Here is a 20,722-nt window from a genome sequence, read left to right as displayed (position 1 = left end):
CCGTCTTGCGGATCAGGGAACAGTGTCGCGCGCTTCGACAGCCGCCTTGCCCGAGCCCTTTCGTTTCCTGTAGAACTCGCTCAACCACTGCTCGGGGGTGAGGTCAGCCTGGGAGACGCCTTCCGTGCGCGCAGCCTCCAGCAGTACCCGGTGCATCACCTCGATATTGTCGGTAGATGCGGAAATCACCGACAGGATGTCGTCCATACCACGCAGGTTGAGCTGGCAGACGCTGGAGGCATGACCCTGCTTGACCAGGAAGCAGCGCGAGCGCTCGTCCAGGGCTGTAACCACCCTGAACTCGGCCTCGGTCAGTTTCAGGCCGTCCATGTAGTCGCTCTTGCTGGCGTTCGGGTTCGGCAGCAGGATCAACGTGGCAGTCTGCTCGATCAGCGCTGCCGAGATGTCGCTCTTCAGCGCGTCCTCCGGGCTCTGCGTCGCGAAGATGCCCAGGCCATTCTGCTTACGAATGGTCTTCTGCTTGTTCTTCGCGAACTCCTTCAGGCCACCTTCGCCATCCAGGATCTTCCAGAATTCGTCCATCACGTAGATCAGCGGACGACCATCGATCAGCGACTCCAGGCGGTGCAGCAGGTAATTGATGACCGGCACGCGCACTTCGGGATTGTCGATGATGTCGGTGTAGTCGAAGCCGATGATGTTGGCCTTGCTCAGATCAACGGTGTCGACCGGATTGTCGAATACCCAGCCCAGCGAATTGCCCGAGGTCCAGCGACGCATGCGCGCGTAGAGGCCATCGTCACCCATGTTGGGCAGGCTCTTCTGGAAGTTGGTCATGCTGCGCAGGTGCATCGGCGTATCAAGCATGCTTTCCACCGCGCGATAGATATCTTCTTCCTCGCGCGCGCTGTACTCACGCTTGCCGGCCAGGACCTTGATCAGGTCGGCCAGGAACTGCACGTTGGCTTCGTTGTTCTCGCACTGGAACGGGTTGAAGCCGGTCGGCGCGCCGTTCTCCAGGGCCAGGTAGTTGCCTCCGCAGGCACGCACGAATATCTCCGCGCCGCGATCCTTGTCGAAGAAGAAGATGGTCGGCGACGGCTCGTACTTCTGCACCTGGCTGAGCAGGAAGTTGATCAGCGCGGTCTTACCGGTACCGGACTTGCCGATCACCATGGTGTTGGCGATCGCCTTCTCACCCAGCGAGTTTTCCGACGGGTGGGTCGCGTGGAAATTGAAGTAGTACGGCTGGCCATTGGTGGTCTGCAGCGTGGTGACGCAGTCGCCCCACGGGTTGTTGTGCTGCTTGCCGGTCGCGAAATTGTGCAGCGGCGACAGGCCCAGGAAATTCAGCGAGCTGACATTGGCCAGGCGGGTGCGATAGCGCCAGTTGCCCGGCAGCTGCGAATAGAAGGACGAGGTAACCGCCAGGTCTTCCTTGGTCGACACGAAACCGGCATTGGACAGCTCGGCACGGGTCGAGGCGACATTCTGCGAAAGCTTGGCCTGCGTGTCGCCGTAGACCGCCATGATGAAGTGGTATTCACCCAGCACGAAGTTGCCCGACGACAGCTGATCCATGGCCTGGTCGAGCTCGACGATCTGGCTGACCGCCTTGTCGCCGGAGGAGATCATCATGCCCTTGGTGCGGTCGAGCACCTTCAGCGCGTCCTGGCGCCCCATCGGGCTGAACGAATGGGTGATGACGTATTCGTAGTCCAGGTACTTCAGGCCATTGAGGATGCCCGGGTAAGTGCCCTCGGCATACTCCTTGATGTTCAGAATGGCGCCGAAGTGGTTGGCACCATTGGGGGTATTGATCGCGAAATCGCCGGTCTTGGCCGAGAACATATGGCGGCTGACAGGCAGGTAGTCCTTGATCGGTGCCGACAGCACCGGCACCGGCTCGTCGATGCGATTGATCAGGTAACCGAACAGCTCCAGCGTTTCCGAGAACACCACGCCGTTCTTGGCCTCGTACATTCCCAAGCGGTATGGCGCATAGTCCCGGATGACGGCCTCGACGTTGCCGGCCAGCTCCATCAGCTTTTCGACCGCCTGCTCCTGCTCGGCGCGCAGCTTGTCCACGTTCGCCGACTTCTCTACGAAGCGCTTACCCGCCACCACGGGGCGGTAGATCATGGTCAGGTACAGCTCGTTCTGCATGATGCGCTGCGAGGACAGCATGCCCATGTACTGGTCGGACACGTCCTGGTTGAAGCGCTGCTTGTAGTTGCTCTTGCCCTTCAGCGTGCGACGGCGACGGATGTCGTGCACCCAGAACGCCACGTTCACGAAGTCCGGTGCACGCAGCGTCTGCAGCAGGCGGTTGAACGTGTTGTGGCGATGCTCGAGCTCCCACTCCTCACGACCCACGAACGGCAGCCCTTCCAGATGCCAGGTCAGCAGGTAGTCGCCGCCCGTGGTCTTGACCACGTTCGGGGCAACATGCGACGACAACGGAATGAACTCGCTGATGGAGGTGTCAGGGCTGAACATACGACTGCTTCCAAAGAGGTACTGCCAAGGAGTTTCAAGAGACCCGGCGGGCGCGGACGCCCGCCAGGCCGGATCCGGACCTCAATCCATTCGGGCCGGCTTGTCGCGGTAATGGTTGGGGTTGAACACCCACATGCCATCGTGTTCCTGCACGTTGCGCACCTTCAGCTTGAACATCAGGCGCAGGCCCAGCAGCCGGAAGATCATTTCGTCACGCTTGGCCATGTGCCGCATGATGAAGACCGCCACCGGAATGGTGAGCAGGAACCAGAAGTTCGTGTACATGCTGAGCAGCAACAACCCACCGGCCACCATGAAAAATGGCAGGTAGGGGACGCCCAGGAACATCGCTGGGCGCGTGCAGCCGCGGAACACGACGTTCTTATGCACTGTAGTACTGGATCGCGTTGTTGATCAGGTAGTAGGTGGTGCTGGTGCCAGCACCGCACTTGCCATCGCTGCCTTCGCCCAGCAGCATGCGCGCGATCTGGCCAGCGGCACCGATCAGCACGCCACCGATCAGGATCGGCGCGACGTCACCGATGCGCTTGTGCGCGAAGGCGATTTGGTAGCCGGCGAAGATCACCGCAATGGTCACCACGGCGATCGAGGCCATGTTCAGCAGGCCGTTGATGTTGGAGAAGAAACCGCAGACCTTCTTGTCGGTGCCGCCGAAGTCGGTGCTGGTGGCGAACACCTGCGGGGCGAACAGTGCGCCAACGAAGATCGTGGCCATCAGCAGGGTCTTCAGCGTGCGCTGGGCCTGGACGAGGTCGAGATTGGATCGCTTCATGGATTGATTTCCTTGTTGATGGACTAACACAACTGAATCGACCAGCCGGGGGACTGGCCGCACCACGACTTCGTCAGAACACGAAGGCCGCATCCCCTGCGGGAATCTGCTGCACCGGCGCAGCCTGCACCGGTGCGTTGAATGAATTTTCGCCACTGGCCACAGGCTGGTTGCGCTCGCTCCAGGGCCGCAGCATCACGGGCCCCTCGTTGCCGGCGCCGGCAGCGCCCGGCAACTGCTGCGGCATGGCCATTGCCTGCGCCGGACTCTGCTGAGGCAGCTGCTGCGGCATGCCACCGGCCTGTTGCTGCGGATAGGCGGCCCCTTGGGTGGGCTGCGCCTGTGGCTGCATCATCCGCTCCACCGAGCCCAGCACTACCTTGGACAGCGCCTGGTCGGCGATGTTCAGCAGGCTGCCCTGCGCCATTGCACCGGTGGACGGGTACACGACATAGGCGCGTGCGGGATCTTCCGACGGCACGTACACGGGGCCATTGGATTGAGCAACGATGCGCGCCTGCGCCGGCGAAGCCAGCTGCGGGTGATGCTCGACCTTCACCGCGCGGCGCTCCCCCCGACTGACCACGTCGATCGGTGCGACACCATTACTGGCGACCTGCTGCCCGCGGCGGATCGAGTCGTAGATCTTCTGCACGTAGCCATGACGGAAGCCGGTCTCGAAATTGCCCGAGTAGTAGCAGCTGAACGACTTGCCCCAGTCACCACCGGAGCGCTTGTAGCACTCGGCGAGGATGCGCGAACCTGCCTGCAGGTTCGGGCACTGCTGGAAGGCCTTCTCGTAGGAATCCAGGCCGTACTTGCCCAGGTTGTAGCGATTGACCTGAGCCAGCCCGATCGAGAAGTTGTAGCCCTTCTCTTCCAGCATGCGCACCGTCGCCAGTGCTTCATCCAAGGCCTTGGGCTGGCGCACCAGTGCGCCGCCGACCACGCCGATGGCGTAGGGATTGCGCGACGATTCGACGTTGATGACGTGCTGCATCACATCCATCGATACGGCCATCTCCGGGCACGCCATCATTTCCAGTCCTGGCAGCATCCTTCAGCCCTCCTGCCCCTGGGCACGCCCAGGATTGAAGTCGATGCCGGTGATGTAGCGCGAGCCGGCATGCGCCTTGATATGCACGACGATGTCGATGGTCATCATCAACAGTCGCTTGATCACGTTGAATTCAAGGCCCGAACCTTCGGTCGAGGCCTTCACCATCAATGCCAGCTGGTCCCAGGTCTGCTCTGGACTGCCAGCGTGGCAACTGGTGATCGAACCCGGGTGGCCCGATGCACAGTTGCGAATGAAGTAGAACGCCTCGTCACCGCGCAGCTCGGCGAGGATGATGCGTTCGGGCTTCATGCGCAGGCAGGCCTCCATGCAGCTCTTGGCCGTCACATTGCTGGTGCTCTGCCCGCCTTTGGAATACAACAGGTGCACGACGTTGGGCTGGGTCAGGAACAGCTCGCGCGCGTCCTCGATCGTGACCAGGCGCTCGTTGTCCGGGATATGGTTGACCAAGGCCTTCATGAAGGTGGTCTTGCCGCTACCGGTCGCACCGGATACCACGATGTTCTTGCGGTACATCACCGCACGCCGGAAGAACTCGGCGTACTCGCGCGAATGGCGCAGCTCCAGCAGCTCGCGATCCTGCTCGCTGATGCTGCCATCGCTTTCCAGGATCTGATTGAAGAAGCCGTCTTCGTGATACTGGCTGAGCGACTTGGTGTGCTTGGACGGCAGACGGATGGTGATCGACACCTTCCCTGCATCACATGCCGGCGGAATCACGAACTGCGCACGCTGGCCGGTGGGGAACGTGAGCGACACGACCGGATCGGCATCGGTGATGCGCTGGCCGGTGTTGCTCTCGTTCACCACCGCCGTGCAGAACTGCCGGGCCCGCTCGAAGGTCAGGCTCGGCACGTCCACCCGCTGCCACCCGGCCCGCGTTTCCAGGTACAGCTCACCGGGACGGTTGATGCAGATTTCCGTCACTTCCGGGGATGTCATGTACTCGGCGATGCCCAGCACTTCGTACTGATAGCGCAGGAAATCGCTGGAGACGAGGGCGAGGGGTGACACTTCAGCGTCCATGATCGTTCGTTGGGTTACCGGCGGGGGTGCAGCACGTTGGTGAAGTCGACGTCCTTGGCAACGTAGACGTTCACGATCGTGCCCTGGTTGATGGTGACGGTCGGCGGACGACGGTTGCTGCTGAGTGCTTCGTTGGCCAGGCGCTCCATCGTGCGTGCGGTAGCACTCTCATAAGGCGACTGCACCGTCATGCCGTTGTTGGCGATGGTGGTCGTCTCCGGACCGTGTTCGGCGGCCGCGTACTTGAAGGCGTCGGAAATCAGGCTGATCATCAGCGCCGAGGCGATACGGCTGCCCCAGTGCGCGCTGTACTGGCCCGGATGACCGGCACCGCCCAGCTGATCCACGCCCGGGCTGGACATCGCAACGTCGATGCCATTCGGAGTGGTGATGCGATCCCAGATCACTTCCACGCGCTTGCCCATCGGACCGCCGCCGTAGGCGCCATAGATCTTGGAGCCCTTCGGCAGCAGCAGGTTGCGACCGTTGATCGAGTACACCGGCTCGGTCAGCAGGCACGAGGTATAGCCGGCGAGATCGGTGATGATTCGGGTTTCCAACACGCAACGCAGGTAGGTGCCACGCACCAGCAGCGCGTCGGGGCTCTGGATATAGGTGGCGCTGGAGACATCCTCGACGTCCGGGCCGCGGCGAACCTTTGCCGGCGCCGCCTGATTGTTGGGCAGCTGGGCCAGCATGGCACGGGTGTACTCATCCATGCCGCGGCCGCCATTGCCCCCGTTGCCATCCTGTCCATCACCACCACCCACCCCGCTCCCGGAGCCGATGCGGCGGTCCAGCAAAGTCGGGCCACGGTCCATCTCGCGCGCCGAATCGGACTGGGGAACGAACAGCGGGGTGGAATCCAGCGGCGGCGGCGGTAGCGGCGGCGTCATCGGAATCGGATCAACCGGTTGCATGGCCTGGGAGGGCACCGGACTCGTCTGCACGGCGTCCGGCAGAGTCGGCGTAGACACGCGCGCAACGTCCGGCACCTTCTGCACAGCGTCCTTGTCATCCTGGCCCTTGCGGAACAACAGGAAGCCCATGGCCACCAGCAGCACCACGATGCCGCCGAGGAACATCAGCGCCTTGCGGTTCAGCCGCTGTTCTTCGGCCGAGCGCAGCTGCGGTGCGGCCGCATCCAGATCCGGCGCAGGCTCGGCCTGGGTCGTGCCGAAGTATGGATTCGACTGCGCGTCCGGGGCACCCTGTGCGCCGTACGGGCTCTGGCTCTCGTCGCGTCCGTTGTTCGGGTCGTTTCCGGGAGTGTTCTGCTGGCTCATTTCTTCACGTTCCTTCGCAGGCCGACGACGAAGTCGCCGTGGCGGATGACCAGGTACGGGTAGGTCCCGTGCACGATCAGCGTATTGCCTTCAACCGTGGTGTTGACCACGAAATCTTCACCGTATTCCGTTTCGCGACCGAACACCGCCGGGAAGATGCCCGTCTTGTACTCCGGCGAATTCGGCAGTTTCAGGTAGGTGAAACGACCATCGTCATAGGCGTTGACCGGGATCAGCCATCCCATCTTCTTCGCCTTGCTGGTCGAATAGGAGTAGTTGAAGTTGTACTGGCGATCCTTGGCCAGTTCAGAGCTCAACAACGGCTTGGCCTCTTCCTCGACCGCCTCCTGGGCGACGCCGAACACGGTGTCGTTCGGATAGACGAAGGCGATCTTGTACTGCACGCCTGCACGACGGGCCTGTTCCAGCTGGCGCCAGTCGGTGGCTACCACCTTCAACTCGAAGATGTAGGAATGGGTCTCGGTGCGCACCATCATGTTGGTGTCGACGTCGACGTTCTTCGGTTTGAGATAGAACACGTTCTCGCGACGGGTCAGTTCCCAGCCGCTGCTGAATCCGGTGCTGTAGTCGAGGATCTTCTCGTTCGGGCTCAACTCGATCTGGGTGGTCAGGCCCAGGCCGGTGCGAACCGGATAGATGCGGTCCTTCTCGTACTCGTAGTGGTCAACCGCCTGCGCCATCGCCGCCGCTGGGAACAGCAACGACAACATCGACAGCAGCGCCAGCGCGCTTCCCCTGATATTTCGACTACTCATCGGTTGCTTGCTCCATCAGCAGTTCCGGTGGAATTGTTCTGCGCCGGCCTCATGGCCGGCTGTCCGGGCATGGCCTGCCCCGGCATTGCTTGCCCCTGCACCGGCTGACCCGGCATGGGTTGACCCTGTACGGGCTGGCCCGGCATCGGCTGGCCCGGCACCTGGCCGTTGGCCGGAACCGCGACCGGCTGGCCGGTGGCCGGATCGATCATCGTGGCCGCGGCCGGGTTGTTGGGATCGTAGACGCCCTGCGCCTGCTGCGCGGCCTGCGCGGCCTGTGCAGCCTGCTGCGCCTGTGCCTGCATGGCGCCGTCATCCGGCACCGGCACGCCACGCGAGTAATCGTTGTCGACGCGGTACTCGGTGACCTGGAACGCCAGCGGGTTGAGGATGCGATCCTGCTCGGACAGCGCCAGGTTCTGGTTGTAGCCGAAGCGCATCGTCACCAGCTGGTTGTCCAGGTAGGTAGAGACGCCGGTGCGCTTGTCCAGCAGGCTGCGCTGTATGCGCACCGAAGCGCCGCGGAAGCTGCCGTTCGGCTCGGCCCCCAGTGGCGTGATGCTGAGGATCTTGACCCGGATGGCGCGCTCGCGACCGTACATCACGAACGGGTTCTGCGGGTTGTTGCCGGCATAGCGGACCCGCATGGACTGCGCTACCGGATCGGTGGACATCACGAACACCAGTTCCCAGTCGCGCAGGCCCATCACCGCCGAGTCGTACGATTCGCGCGCGAGCACGTACTGGGCGACGTTGCTGCGATTGATCGCTTCGTTGGTGGTGATCGTCTCGCCCTGGAAGGTGCCACTCAGGCGCGCGACGGTCGCGGTGCCGGTGTAGGCATCGGCCATCACCAGGAACGGCACCTTCTCCTTCAGCGGCAGCATGTAGTAGTAGCCGCCCGCCAGGGCGAGCGACATCAGCAACGAGCCTGTGGCGACCCACCATGCGCGCCGCTCGCTGCGGCGCGCCATGTCGGCCACGGTGATCTCGTAGCTGACCGCCTTGGCGACCGACTGCTCGACCTTGGGACTATTGCCGGGATCCTTCTTGCGGAACATGGATTCTTCCGTACTGCTGAAACATCAATGGGCGTGGCACCCCTGCGACAGGCGCGGGGAGCGGCACGTTCGATGATTTCGAGGTGGACTCAGGTGCCGCTGCTGGAATCAGCGCCCTGCGCCGACGCGGTCGGCGTCGAGCCTGCGCTCTGCACAACGATCTGGTTGCCAACGATGGAGACGGAGATGCCCTGCGCTGCATAGGCTGCGGTCAGATCGATCACGGCCTGCTGTGCATTGGTGGTGTCGATGTTCGAGACCGCGCCGAACAGCGTGAAGTCCGAGCTGAGGCGGTAGTCCAAGGTGCGTCCAGAATCCTTGGCCCAGCGCTCGAGCATGGCTTTGAGCGTGCCATCCATCGGCGAAGCCTGGTAGACGTAGCTGGAGTACAGCGGGATCTCGGTCGTTGCCGCAGCGAAGCGGTTGACCGGCTTCCAGCGGCCTCCGAAATCGGGAGCGGACTTGGTGGCACAACCGGCCACCATCAGCGCCGCCACTGCGGCGATGGATATTTTCGCGATAAACGCCTGATTCATACGGGCTTCACTTTGACGTACGAAAAAGCAGTCCCGAGCATTGGTCCCCTGGTCGTCCGGCGCTGCATCGCGCACGCCGGAATCGGAGGGAAGCGCTGCTGCGTGCAGCACACCCGCTCCGGCTCCCCTGCAGCCCCAAAGGCTGCCAACCAGGTCGCAGGGCCGCCGGACGTTGCCGACCGCGCACCCGCATACCTCACCAACGTCGAAACCATCCTTGTTTCCATGGCACAAACTCCTGGCCACCCTACTGCTACAACTTTGACATCCAGCACACATTTCTGGATGACAGACACAGGGTCGCACAACCACGCGTCAATTCCATGTCAGACAAGTCTGAAAATCCATGAACAGATGCCAAATTATTGACCTCCATCACTAATTCACATTCTTAAATGTGAATCAATTTCACAAATTTAGCGACGTGAATTAGACATTAAGCATTGGAACGTCCACCTTCGGCAGCAGCCTGGAGGTGAAGTAGCGGTCCTTGTAGTAACGGATCTTGTCGCATTTCACCGGATGCGGTATGCCCTCATACAGGAACACCTCCATGTCCGGCCCCATCGCTTTCAACTCCTGCGGCAGCATCAGCGCGCGCCGTTCCTCGGTGAAGTTGTGGGTCTTCTCGCGGGCGTGGGTGACGTTCTTCCTGCGCACTGTGGTGTAGCCCAGCATGTCCGAGTAATCGTTGGCATCCTGCTGTTCGCGCGGCGCGTAGAGGATCTGCAGCGCGTGGTTGGTGATGATCGTGCGCGAGACTTCCCGGCCGTAGGTGGCATCAAGCTGGGACATGCTCTGGATGATCGGCAGCAGGCGGATGTTGTAGCCGGCCATGTAGGAGACCGCCGAGGCGATGATCTCCACCTTGCCGATCGAGGTGAATTCGTCCATCAGCAGCAGGCACTGGTACTTCAGGTCCGGGTTGGACTTGGGCAGTTCCTTGGTGTTGAGGTTGATCAACTGGCTGAAGAACAGGTTGATGATCAGCCGGCTCTCGGCCAGCTTGTTCGGCTGGATGCCGATGTAGATGGTCATCTTCTTCTTGCGGACGTCGGTCAGCAGGAAGTCGTTGCAGCTGGTCGCCTTGTCCAGCACCGGATTGATCCAGGGATTGAGCGGTTCCTTGAAGGTGCCCAGGATCGAGGCGAAGGTCTCGTCGGCCTGGGACAGCATGTTGGCGAACGCCGAGCGGGCGTTGGCACTGAGGAACGGCCGCTCCGACAGGGTCTTGAGGTACTTCTTCAGGTCGGTGCCGTCACCGGAGGACAACCGGTACACCGCGCCCAGCGTGGGCGTGCCCGAGCCGCCCGGGAAACCGCTGCTGCGCTCGTCGTCCCAATTCTCGAACAGGTACAGGGTGAAGGCCATGAACGCGTTGCGTGCCTGGCTGACCCAGAATTTCTGGTCCTCGGCCCCGTCCGGATATAGCATCGCGGCGATGCTCATCAGGTCCGAGACACGGAAGGCCGGATCGTCGGAGACGTAGCTGAGCGGGTTCCAGCGGTGCGTGCGCCGATCCTCGGCGAAGGGATTGAACAGGTAAATCTCCTGGCCCTGGCTGGCGCGCCAACCGCTGGTCAGGTCGAAGTTCTCCTGCTTGATGTCCAGCACCACCAGTGATTCGCCGTACTCCAGCAGGTTCGGAATGACCACGCCCACGCCCTTGCCCGAACGGGTCGGCGCGGCCAGGATCACGAACTGCTGGCCATCCAGGCGCACCAGCTTGCCACCATGGCTGCCGACCACGATGCTCTGGCCGGTCTTCTTGAACATGCCGTGCTTGGCAAGGTCGGCACCGGTGGCAAAGCGCGCGTCGCCGTGCAGCGAGCGCTTGTCCTTCTTCAGCAGCAGCACCAGGCCAGTCACCAGCAGCACCAGCAGCGGCAGGCCAAAGCCCACGTAGCCGGCCCATTTGATCTTGCCCACGAAGGGCGCAACCTGCGGCTGGCCGATGGCGTGGAAGTACTGGTAGTACGTATTCCAGGTGAACAGCTGGGTGTCCAGCCCCAGGAACAGCAGGGTCAGGTAACCGGAAAACACGAAACCAAGCAGCAGGGTCGCCAGCGTGATGATGGCGATGAGCGGATACTTCTTACTGGGCAACACCCGAATCCTCCATGATGCGCACGCGGCGCGACGGCCTAGCGGTGGCGCCAGCGCGACGCCTTCTTCCGCAGGTGGTTCTCGTTCTCCAGCCCGGGCTCCTCGCCCTCCTCACGCACCAGTTGTAACAAGCGTTGGCGCGCTTCGGCCAGAGATATCAGGTCGGTCAGACGATCCCCATCGTCGGCGACGACCGCATGGCCGACCACATCGCCCGGAGCGTACACCGGCGCGTAGGACACCGCTACCAGCTGATAGCGCCCGCGCGACTCCAGCACGTGCTTGAACTCCTGCATCGATCCGCCTCCTTGTTTGAGCAACGCTACAGTGTCCTGCACCACCATCATGCCCACAGGCATGTCATCTGCGCATGCACACCAGCGGCACGGATTGGCGGACCATCCCGCAGCGGAACCGGCATCACCACCGATCAAACACTGATTTACCCCCAGCGTGGCTGCTCCTGTTGCGGTGCAGCAGTACAATGGCTGGCTCCCCGCCTCCATCGCGCCCGCATGAGCCCCAACTCTTCCCTGGCTGCGCGGCTGACGCCCCGTCAGCGCACCCTGATCATCCTCGCCCTTTCACTGGGCGGCTTCGCCATCGGCACCAGCGAGTTCGCCAGCATGGGCCTGATGCTGGAGATCAGCCGCGGCCTGTCGATCTCCGAAACCCAGGTCGGGCACCTGATCAGCGCCTACGCAATCGGCGTAGTGGTCGGCGCTCCGATCCTCGCCTTCGTAGGTGCCAGCTTCCCGCGCCGCAAGCTGCTGCTGGCGCTGATGGGCTTCTACGCGGTCGGCAACCTGGCCAGCGCGCTGGCGCCGAACTATGCCACGATGCTGGTGGCGCGCTTCGTTGCCGGCCTGCCGCATGGCGCTTACTTCGGTGTTGCGATGCTGGTGGCCGCGGCGATCAGTCCCGCCGGCCAGCGCGGCCAGGCGATGTCGCGCGTGCTGCTGGGCCTGTCGATCGCGATCCTGGTCGGCAATCCGCTGACCACCTGGCTGGGCCAGCAGCTGAGCTGGCGCACCGCCTTTGCCCTGGTCAGCGTGCTGGCCATCGCCACCGTGGCGATGATCGCGCGCTTCCTGCTGCCGGACCCGGATGAAGTACGCACCTCACCGATGCGCGAGCTGCGCGCCTTCAACACCACCCAGGTGTGGCTGGCGCTGGCGATCGGTGCGGTCGGCTTCGCTGGCATGTTCTGCGTGTTCACCTACCTGGCACCGACCCTGGTGCAGGTCACCGGCGTGGCCGAATCGTGGATGCCGCTGGCGGTGGGCGTGTTCGGCATCGGCGCGATCATCGGCAACATCGCCGGTGGCTGGCTGGTGGACAAGTTCCACTTCAAGGCCGCCGCCGTGGTGCTGCTGTGGTCGATTGTGATGCTGCTGCTGTATCCACTGGCCGCGCAGTCGGTGTGGACCATCGGCCCGATGATCGTCACCGTCGGCACCATGGGCGCGCTGGCGGCGGTGCTGCAGACCCGCCTGATGGACGTGGCCGGTGAAGCGCAGACGCTGGCGGCGGCCTCCAACCACGCCGCGTTCAATACCGCCAATGCACTCGGCCCGTGGCTGGGCGGCATGGCGATCAGCGCTGGCTTCAGCCCGGCCAGTACCGGCTACGTGGGTGCGGCTACCGCGATCGGCGGCCTGCTGCTGTGGTGCGTGGCGGTGATGCTGGACAAGAAGCGCAAGACCGCCGTCGCCGGCAGCCACTGAACATCGCGCCGGATCGTCAGTCGCTGCCCCTGCGGCGGCGGCGATCCGGTCGCAGCAGCGCTGTATCGCCGGCTGCCAGGGTCGGCCGCGCCAGCTCACCGCGCTTCACGCGGTCCAGCACCCGCCGCGAATTGGCTGCACAGTCGATGCCGTCCGGCCGCGCCTGGATGTCCTCGATCAGGGCCAGCAGGTGCGCCCGGCTCTCTGCCAACCGCAGCTGCAACGCCTCGATGTCAGCCACCTTCTTCTGCAGCATCGTGATCAACGCATCATGCTGCCACTGGCCCATGTCCGGCGGCAGCAGGGCACGGATCTCTTCCAGGCTGAAGCCTGCACGCTGCGCACCCGTGATCAGCTCCAGCAGCAGCACCGCCTGATCCGGATAATCGCGGTAGCCATTGGCCTGGCGCTGCACCACCAGCAGCCCCGCGTCTTCATAGAAACGAATGCGCGACGCCGCGAGGCCCGTGACGCGGGCCAGCTCACCGATCTTCATCTGCCTGAACCCTCGACATGGGAAGCCGTTGACCTTCAATCAAACTTGAAGGTTAGCGTAGCGCCATTCCCCTGTCCTGGAGCTGTCCGATGTCGCTGTTCTCGCCCCTGGCACTGCCCTCCGGTGCCGTCATCCGCAATCGCATCGCCAAGGCGGCGATGGAGGAGAACATGGCCGACGCCGACCATGCGCCTTCCGCTGCACTGCTGCAGCTGTACCAGCGTTGGGCCGACGGCGGCGCGGGGCTGATCATCACCGGCAACGTGATGATCGATGGCCGCGCCATGACCGGTCCCGGCGGCGTGGTACTGGAAGACGACCGCCACCTTGATCGCTTCATCGCCTGGGCCGAGACAGTACGTTCGCGGGGCGCGCAGATGTGGATGCAGATCAACCATCCCGGGCGGCAAATGCCGGCCGCACTCGGCCAACCCGCACTCGCGCCGTCAGCCGTCGCCCTGGAGATGGGCGCACTGTCCAGGCAGTTCGCACCGCCGCGGGCGATGACCGAGGCGGACATTGAAGAGGTGACCGCCCGCTTCATCCGCAGCGCCGAGCTGGCCGAGCGCGCCGGGTTCAGTGGCGTGCAGATCCATGCCGCGCACGGCTACCTGCTCAGCCAGTTCCTGTCGCCACTGTCGAACCGCCGCGACGACCGCTGGGGTGGCAGCCTGCACAACCGTGCGCGCCTGCTGCTGGAGATCGTGCAGGGCGTGCGCGCCACCGTGTCGCCCACGTTCGCGGTGGCCGTGAAGCTGAACTCCGCCGATTTCCAGCGCGGCGGCTTCTCGCCCGAGGATGCGCGCGCCGTGGTGGAAATGCTGGCGCCGCTCGGCGTGGACCTGGTCGAGCTGTCCGGCGGCAGCTACGAAGCACCGGCCATGACCGGTGCCGCACGTGACGAACGCAGCCTGGCACGCGAGGCCTACTTCCTGGAGTTCGCGCGTGAGATCGCCACGGTGGCGACGATGCCACTGATGGTCACCGGCGGCATCCGCCGTCGCGCCGTGGCCGAGCAGGTGCTGGACAGCGGTGTAGCCATGGTCGGCATCGCCACCGCGCTGGCGATCGAGCCGGATCTGCCGCAACGCTGGCAGCAGGGACGCGATCCGGTGCCGACCCTGCGCACCATCGACTGGCGCAGCAAGCCGTTGGCCGCCAGCGCGCATATGGCAGCGGTGAAGTACCAGCTGGGGCGGTTGAGCCAGCGCCGCCCCACCGCGCCGGGTGTCTCACCGGTGTGGGCGCTGCTGTTGGCCCAAGCCGCCGGCAAATGCCGGACCCGCCGCTACCGGCGCTGGATCGGTGCACGCGCAGGCGGATACTGAGCGGACAGGCTTCTCATCGCTGACGCGATGCTCCACCATCTGCATGATCGGCGGCAGCCCGTCGTCGGTCGCAACAGGCGGAAGGAACCCTCGTGGCAGCAGGACCAACCAGGAACCGCGAAAAGCTGCTCGATGACCTGCTATCGCTGGGCCGCAACTGGGCGCTGGCCATCGCCATCGCAGGCGCCGGGGCCGCGGTCCATTACAGCGAGTCGGTATACGAGGCAGGCCTCTGGCGCGGCCTGCTGCCCACGCTCTGCTTCCTGGTTGCCATCGTCTGGATCGTGCTCAGCATCATCCGCTTCGACCTGACCATCCAGCAGCACTTCGAGCGGAAACTGTCGCGCTGGCTCAGCCGCCTGCTGTATGTCCTACTGCTTGGCACCGGCATCACCGCCGTGTTCTTCGTCACCGAACTGGCGGAGAACAACCACATCGCGCGGATGTGCGACTCGGTGGCCAACGAACCCGGCAGCCGCATCCACAGGTCGGCCGAATGCCAGCGCCTGTACCAGCATCGCGCAGCGTACCGGCAGCGCCTGGAATCGGCAGAGGGTGAGTTCGACTGAACGGCTTCATCGCGGTCTTCGCGCGCGATGAACACATTTCGTGGATGTGCATTTGGGCACAGTGCAGCCGACGCCGCGCTCTCGGCCCGTACCGGACCCGCAATGCACCCCCATCGCGCATCTGCCCGCCATGATGCCATCGCCTTGCAGGCCGGCATGCTGGGCAGCGTATTGGGCGCGGCGCTGTTCAAGGCCATCGCACTGTCTGCGTTGGCGACGGGTTCGATGATGGGTATCGGGCTATGGGTGATAGCCTGCGCGCTGCTGGCAGCGTGGGCGCTCGCAGCCTATCTGGCCTGCCTGGCACTGAGCCGACGCGTGTTCGTGCTGATGCTGGTGCTGTGCACGGTGCTGATGATCTGCATCGCCTGACGCCGGCAGGGGCCGGACTATTGGGCATCTGTTATAGAATAACAAGTACGATTGGTCCGATTGCGCATGGCCGATGTCACGGATTTGAATTCCATGGCCATCCCGGCATCACCCGAGGCCCTCATGAACCTGCAGCCCCCGCTCCGCGCGACCCTCATTGCCATCGCCCTCGCATCGCTCAGCGCCTGCGCCACCTATGACGACAGCAACATGCGTCAAGCCTGACAGGAATCGCCGCACCTGACGGACCTGCCGCCCGAGGTCGCTGCCCGCGAGAGCCGCTGCAACAAGGGCATGGAAGTGTGGTCGAGCGAGCGCAAGGGCAGTGACAAGCCGCTGGACCTTAGCGGAAAGACGAAGAATCCCCGACGAAGGTGCACACCCGGTTGCCGCGCCTGTCTTGATCGCGCCCATGCATCCGGCTGACTGCTCCATCACAGCCGGCGCGCAACGATGAGGTCTCCCCACCCTGTCGAGACTCAGATGCCGGACACTGCCCACCCTGTCATTCGCGCGTTCGAGGCCGTGTTCGATCTATCAGGCAGCGTGCAGCGCATCACTGCGCTCACGGTCACCTGCCGGCATTGCTCGTCGACCAGCTCTGCCAGCCAAGACAACCTGGTGCAACTTCCGGGCGGGGCGTTGTTCCGTTGTGACGGGTGCGGCTGCCATCAACCGGTCAGCCACGCCCGCCTGTCGGACTGGCAACCGGCGTCGTTGCTGGGTATCTGAGGGCCGCCACGTGGGAATGACTGCGGAACAGCGGAAAATACTCCAGGCAATCGCCGCTGCAGAGCCGGTGCGCGGCGATGCCGCAACGTGGGCGGTGACCGCCGGATGGGCGGTACAGGCGGAAGACGGGGATATCGATCTCACCGAGGCTGGCCGGGATGCGCTCACCGCGCAGGCAGGTCGTGAGGGCTAGACCCGCCGATCAGGCCAGCTTCGCCTCCCTTCGCGCTGCGCCGCGATAGCGGCAACCTGCGGAACAAAGGGTGCATCCCTGCCACGTCGACGGCGAAGTGGCGAGGCCTTTCATGCCGGCGGTGTGCAGGGCGTCATGACATGCGCTCGGCTATGCTGCGCCACCTCCCTGCGCCAATGGCGGCCATGCATCCTTTTCCCCTGCCAGTCTCTGCGCCTGATCAGCTCGCCTACCGACTGCTGCAGGACAGTGACTGGGCCCGCTCGGCCACTGCCGCAAGCGCCCCCGCCGAACTTCGCACCTTGCTGGCGATGATCCTGGATTCGCCGGAACCCCTGTGGCTTGCCTGGGGCAAGGAAGACAAGGCGTTCTTCTTCAATGATGCCTACCTGCCGATGCTGGGGGAAAAGCTGCACGGCGCGATGGGCAACCGCCTGGAGGATGTCTGGGCGGACGTATGGCCGGACGTGGTGCAGGCCGTCAACGATGCTTTCGCCGGCACCAGCCGCAGCTTCAAGAACCTGCCATTGATGATGGATCGCGACGGCACGCTGCGCGAAACATTCTGGACGTTTTCCTATTCACCGCTGCGCGTCGGCTGCGGCAGTGTCGCCGGTATCCTGTGCGTGGTCAGCGAGCAGACCGAACGGGTGATCGAGCGCGACTTGCACAGCCGCCAGGTCGCGGCGATCACCGAGCAGGCGCGAGAGGCCCATCTGGAACTGGTGCGCGCCCGCGAGCAGCTGCGCCAGTCGCAGAAGCTGGAGGCGATCGGCCAGCTCACCGGCGGTGTGGCCCACGACTTCAACAACCTGCTGCAGGTCATCACCGGTTCGGTGGACATGCTCCTGCACACGTGGCCGTCAGACGACACCCGGCGCCGCTACATCCAGGCCATTGCCACAGCCTCGGACCGCGCCACCAAGCTGACCGCGCAACTGCTTGCGTTCTCGCGTCGCCAGAGCCTGTCGCCGGAGGTCTTCGATCTCTGCGAGAGCGTGCACGCGCTTTCGGACATCATCACCACGGTACTGGGTGCACGCATCCAGGTGTCGTTGACGTTGCCCGGCACGCCGCTGCCGGTGCTGCTGGACCGGACCCAGCTGGACACTGCATTGATCAACATCGCGGTCAATGCGCGCGATGCGATCGAGGGACAAGGCAGGGTGACCATCGAGGTGGAGCAGGTAACCGCCGTGCCTTCGGTGCGCTTCGCCGCACCGATGAAGGGCGACTTCGCCGCGATCAGCGTGACCGACACCGGAGCAGGCATTGACCCCGCCGTCGTCGACCGCATCTTCGAGCCCTTCTTCACCACCAAGAGCGTCGGCGCCGGAACCGGCCTCGGCCTCAGCCAGGTGTTCGGCTTCGTCAAGCAGTCAGAAGGCGAGGTGGACGTGCAGAGCCAGGCGGGTGCTGGTACCCGCTTCACCCTGTACCTGCCGCTGGCGCAGGCGAGAGAAATGACGGAACGGCCGGCGACGCTACCGGGGCTGCAGCATGGTCATGGTGTCTGCGTGCTGGTTGTGGAAGACAACGTCGATGTGGCCGAATTTGCCGTCGGCGCCCTGCGCGAGCTCGATTACAACGTGGTACTTGCGCACAATGCGGACGAGGCCCTGGCGGAGCTCGAACGGGATGCCTCCCGCTTCGATGTAGTGTTCAGCGACGTAGTGATGCCTGGCATGAACGGCCTGGATCTGGCCCGTACCATCCGCAGCCGCCTGCCTGGGCTTCCAGTGATCCTTACCAGCGGCTACAGCGAGCTGCTGGCCCGGGATCCTGGCCATGGCTTCACCCTGCTGCGCAAGCCTTACTCATTGAAGCAGCTGGCCTCGGTGATGACCGAAGCCGGGCGCTGCGCGCAGGCCGTGGTGGCGTCGCCCTAGCGGGCGGTCAACGCAGCGAACCGAACCAGCGTTCCAGCGAAGACTCGATCCCCGACGTGTCGCCGCCAGCATCGCAGGCCCAGGCCACAATACCGTCAGGGCGGACCAGCAACGCACCCAGTCCCATCGCATCGCGCGCCAGGGACATCACGCAGGGAACCGACTGCTGCCAGCGATCGATAGCCGGGCCGAGCGAAGCGTCGGCGTCGATCCCCAGCAGCACGCCCTTCCCCGCACGCAACAGCTCTCCCATGCGACGGTCATCAGCCAGTTGGACGTCCGGCGCGCTTCGGCCAACCCACGGATGGCTGCCGTCGAGCACCGGTGGCGGTGCTACACCCCACAGCCGCTCGGCGAGATAGGTGGCACCGTCGCGGGTCGCGGCCAGGTCGGCGATGACCGCCGCCAGCGCGCGCGACCCGGGGCCTGGCCGCATCAACGCCACCTGCGCACGTGACCAGTCGAGCACCCGGGCGCCGATCGGATGGCGCTCAGCCTGATAGCTGTCCAACAGCGACTCTGCGGCATCACCTCGCACCACCGCGGCCAGCTTCCATCCCAGGTTCATCGCATCGCCGATGCCGAGGTTCAGCCCCTGCCCGCCCAACGGTGAATGCATGTGCGCGGCATCACCGGCCAACAGCACGCGGCCGCTGCGATAGGCCGTGGCCTGGCGCGCGGCGTCGGTCCATGTGGTGGCCAGATGCAACGCCGTGATCGTTGCCTCTCGCCCGGACACACGCCGCAGTAGCGCCTGGGCGGTGTGCCGGTCCAGCGGCGTGCGATGGCCGGCGCCACCGTCGAAATCGGCCAGCGCCAGCATGCCCGGCGGATTGAAATTGCACATGCCGTGTTCGGTGAACTGACGCCCCGGGACGAGCACCGACGGGTCCGCCAGTTCGACCTGCAGCGTGTGCCCGGTGAACTCCGGCGCCGTCCCTGCGAACACGAACCCCGATTGCTTGCGTACCGTGCTGCGGGCGCCATCGCAACCGACCAGCCAGCGCCCCCGCATCAGCCCGCGACCGGTCTGGACCTCCATCTGTGCTTCGCGTGCGTGCACCGCCTGCACCGTGCAGCCACGCTCGATCTGTACACCCAGTGACACCGCACGCTCGGCCAGCACCGCCTCCAGCGACTGCAGTTCGACCGCCATCTGGGTGGGCACCGGCGTCGGCGGGCGATGGCGCCAGCGCGCACTGTCCACGTTGTCCAGCGCAAAGGGAATGCCGGCGAAGTGGCCGCCCAGCGGCCGCGGTTGCGCCAGCCAATGGGCGGTGCCGGGCGGCGGTGCGCCGTTGCCCGGCTTCAGTACCTGACTGGCGGCGACCGCATCCAGCAGGCCGCGTCGATCCAGGGCCTCCAAGGTGGGAGCGTTCAAGCCGCGCAAGCCTAAGGGCAGGCGTTTCAAGGCTGTCTCGGGCGACGCTGCCTGGTCCAGCAACAGGACCGAACAGCCGGCCTGGGCCAGCTCACAGGACAGGAACAGGCCGACCGGGCCGGCCCCGGCGATGACGACGTCGTACAACATGGGAATTCCCTGTGAGCGCCGGGTCGACGCTCTGGCGGGCCAAATGTTACACTCGGTGTATGTTTTTACAAGCGAGCCGCCCATGACCCCGCCTCCTGGCCGTCGTGAACAACGCAAGGCCCAGACCCGACAAGCGATTTCGGACGTCGCCACCGAGCTGATCATCCGTCGTGGCTTCGAGTCGGTGTCCATGTCCGAGATCGCTGATGCGGCCGGGGTGTCGCGCAAGACGGTCTTCAATTACTTCGCCAGCAAGGAAGACCTGGTATTCGACCGCGATGAGGAGGCCCGGGCCCTGCTTCGCGAAGGCATGGCGGCGCGCCGTGGCATGACCCCGCTGGCCGCCTTCCAGTCGCTGGTGAGGGAGCTGCTCGACAACGGACATCCCCTGTTGCGGATCAACTCCGGTGCAGCGGCCTTCTGGGCCACCGTGGCCGACAGTCCGGTGCTGGTGGCGCACGCGCGACGGCTGCAGGCACTGCTGGCCGACGACCTGGCGCAGCTGATGGCCGACGCTGCCGGCCGGCCGACGCATGACGCCGAGGCACGCCTGGGCGCGGCGATGCTGCTGGCGTCGATGGTGGCGGCCTATGAGAAAGGACTGGCTAGCCAGCAGGCCGGCGAGGATCCGCGCAAGGCGATGCTGCAGCTGATCGTGCGGGGCGGTACCGGCGTGCTGGTGGCCTTGGCTGGTACCCCGTATACCGACCCGGGCCTGCGTCCATAGCGCATTCGGGGGATAGGTTTCGAAGTGTTGCAAATG

Annotated in this window: 19 protein-coding genes and 2 pseudogenes; 8 read left to right on the top strand and 13 right to left on the bottom strand. The window is 64.4% G+C overall.

All coding sequences use genetic code 11. The features are described 5' to 3' along the window. Positions 1–12: 12 nt before the first annotated feature. From V3B30_RS03735 to V3B30_RS03685, 11 genes and pseudogenes are all read right to left on the bottom strand, one after another. On the bottom strand, positions 13–2,460 hold the full coding sequence (locus V3B30_RS03735; RefSeq protein WP_262083353.1) for a VirB4 family type IV secretion/conjugal transfer ATPase: 2,448 nt from the start codon (positions 2,458–2,460) through the stop codon (positions 13–15). Between the two features lie 81 nt (positions 2,461–2,541). Further along, positions 2,542–2,850: a VirB3 family type IV secretion system protein gene (locus tag V3B30_RS03730; RefSeq protein ID WP_100049996.1), complete on the bottom strand. Its 309-nt coding sequence runs from the start codon at positions 2,848–2,850 to the stop codon at positions 2,542–2,544. After that, positions 2,843–3,253 (bottom strand): TrbC/VirB2 family protein, encoded by a 411-nt coding sequence (locus tag V3B30_RS03725; protein ID WP_100473219.1) that lies wholly within the window; start codon positions 3,251–3,253, stop codon positions 2,843–2,845. The genes V3B30_RS03730 and V3B30_RS03725 overlap by 8 nt, the downstream gene beginning before the upstream one ends. Positions 3,254–3,833: 580 nt before the next feature. After that, a pseudogene (locus V3B30_RS03720) lies at positions 3,834–4,298 on the bottom strand (lytic transglycosylase domain-containing protein); the annotation flags it as partial. A gap of 15 nt (positions 4,299–4,313) precedes the next feature. Then, positions 4,314–5,357, bottom strand: a complete 1,044-nt coding sequence (gene virB11, locus V3B30_RS03715; RefSeq protein ID WP_100473221.1) for a P-type DNA transfer ATPase VirB11 — start codon at positions 5,355–5,357, stop codon at positions 4,314–4,316. Between the two features lie 14 nt (positions 5,358–5,371). After that, positions 5,372–6,643, bottom strand: a complete 1,272-nt coding sequence (locus V3B30_RS03710; protein WP_262083355.1) for a TrbI/VirB10 family protein — start codon at positions 6,641–6,643, stop codon at positions 5,372–5,374. Beyond that, positions 6,640–7,419 (bottom strand): TrbG/VirB9 family P-type conjugative transfer protein, encoded by a 780-nt coding sequence (locus V3B30_RS03705; RefSeq protein ID WP_019660294.1) that lies wholly within the window; start codon positions 7,417–7,419, stop codon positions 6,640–6,642. Before V3B30_RS03705 ends, V3B30_RS03710 begins: the two co-directional genes overlap by 4 nt. After that, the gene (locus tag V3B30_RS03700; protein WP_262083356.1) at positions 7,416–8,480 is read right to left on the bottom strand and encodes a type IV secretion system protein; all 1,065 of its coding nucleotides are present in this window, start codon (positions 8,478–8,480) and stop codon (positions 7,416–7,418) included. Before V3B30_RS03700 ends, V3B30_RS03705 begins: the two co-directional genes overlap by 4 nt. An 89-nt stretch (positions 8,481–8,569) precedes the next feature. Beyond that, a complete protein-coding gene (locus tag V3B30_RS03695; protein WP_100473225.1) occupies positions 8,570–9,016 on the bottom strand; it encodes a hypothetical protein in 447 nt (148 codons plus the stop codon). Positions 9,017–9,445: 429 nt separating this feature from the next. Continuing rightward, a complete protein-coding gene (locus V3B30_RS03690) occupies positions 9,446–11,125 on the bottom strand; it encodes a type IV secretory system conjugative DNA transfer family protein (RefSeq protein WP_100473226.1) in 1,680 nt (559 codons plus the stop codon). A 35-nt stretch (positions 11,126–11,160) separates the two neighbouring features. Further along, the gene (locus V3B30_RS03685; protein WP_014037656.1) at positions 11,161–11,418 is read right to left on the bottom strand and encodes a hypothetical protein; all 258 of its coding nucleotides are present in this window, start codon (positions 11,416–11,418) and stop codon (positions 11,161–11,163) included. Between the two features lie 219 nt (positions 11,419–11,637). On the opposite strand from V3B30_RS03685, the gene V3B30_RS03680 reads away from it, so the two are divergent. Beyond that, complete coding sequence (locus tag V3B30_RS03680) at positions 11,638–12,849, top strand: MFS transporter (protein WP_100473227.1); 1,212 nt, start codon at positions 11,638–11,640, stop codon at positions 12,847–12,849. Between the two features lie 16 nt (positions 12,850–12,865). Here V3B30_RS03680 and V3B30_RS03675 read toward each other — a convergent pair whose 3' ends face one another. Next, positions 12,866–13,345: a MerR family transcriptional regulator gene (locus V3B30_RS03675; protein WP_262083357.1), complete on the bottom strand. Its 480-nt coding sequence runs from the start codon at positions 13,343–13,345 to the stop codon at positions 12,866–12,868. Positions 13,346–13,434: 89 nt separating this feature from the next. Here V3B30_RS03675 and V3B30_RS03670 point away from each other — a divergent pair, with 89 nt between their 5' ends. The 6 genes and pseudogenes from V3B30_RS03670 (at position 13,435) to V3B30_RS03645 (ending at position 18,428) form a co-directional block, all read left to right on the top strand. Beyond that, on the top strand, positions 13,435–14,673 hold the full coding sequence (locus V3B30_RS03670; protein WP_262083358.1) for an NADH:flavin oxidoreductase/NADH oxidase family protein: 1,239 nt from the start codon (positions 13,435–13,437) through the stop codon (positions 14,671–14,673). A gap of 92 nt (positions 14,674–14,765) precedes the next feature. Further along, entirely contained in the window at positions 14,766–15,242 is a 477-nt protein-coding gene (locus tag V3B30_RS03665; protein WP_262083359.1) for a hypothetical protein, read from the top strand. 102 nt (positions 15,243–15,344) lie between these two features. Further along, on the top strand, positions 15,345–15,614 hold the full coding sequence (locus V3B30_RS03660) for a hypothetical protein (protein ID WP_100473231.1): 270 nt from the start codon (positions 15,345–15,347) through the stop codon (positions 15,612–15,614). A 123-nt stretch (positions 15,615–15,737) separates the two neighbouring features. Continuing rightward, a pseudogene (locus V3B30_RS03655) lies at positions 15,738–15,977 on the top strand (hypothetical protein); the annotation flags it as partial. 120 nt (positions 15,978–16,097) lie between these two features. Further along, positions 16,098–16,346 (top strand): hypothetical protein, encoded by a 249-nt coding sequence (locus V3B30_RS03650; protein ID WP_262083360.1) that lies wholly within the window; start codon positions 16,098–16,100, stop codon positions 16,344–16,346. A 378-nt stretch (positions 16,347–16,724) separates the two neighbouring features. Continuing rightward, positions 16,725–18,428 carry a PAS domain-containing sensor histidine kinase gene (locus tag V3B30_RS03645; protein ID WP_100475213.1) on the top strand — a complete coding sequence of 568 codons (1,704 nt, stop codon included), beginning with the start codon at positions 16,725–16,727 and terminating at the stop codon, positions 18,426–18,428. 7 nt (positions 18,429–18,435) lie between these two features. Here V3B30_RS03645 and V3B30_RS03640 read toward each other — a convergent pair whose 3' ends face one another. After that, positions 18,436–19,959 carry an FAD-dependent monooxygenase gene (locus tag V3B30_RS03640; protein WP_262083361.1) on the bottom strand — a complete coding sequence of 508 codons (1,524 nt, stop codon included), beginning with the start codon at positions 19,957–19,959 and terminating at the stop codon, positions 18,436–18,438. Between the two features lie 82 nt (positions 19,960–20,041). Between V3B30_RS03640 and V3B30_RS03635 the strand changes: the two genes are divergently transcribed. Beyond that, positions 20,042–20,686, top strand: coding sequence for a TetR/AcrR family transcriptional regulator (locus tag V3B30_RS03635; RefSeq protein ID WP_262083362.1), 645 nt, complete (start codon positions 20,042–20,044; stop codon positions 20,684–20,686). Positions 20,687–20,722: the final 36 nt, after the last annotated feature.

It is taken from the genome of Stenotrophomonas sp. SMYL41 (assembly GCF_036319965.1).
In the GTDB taxonomy this organism is placed as follows: Bacteria; Pseudomonadota; Gammaproteobacteria; order Xanthomonadales; family Xanthomonadaceae; genus Stenotrophomonas; species Stenotrophomonas maltophilia_R.
This window is presented reverse-complemented; position numbering and strand designations above follow the sequence as displayed.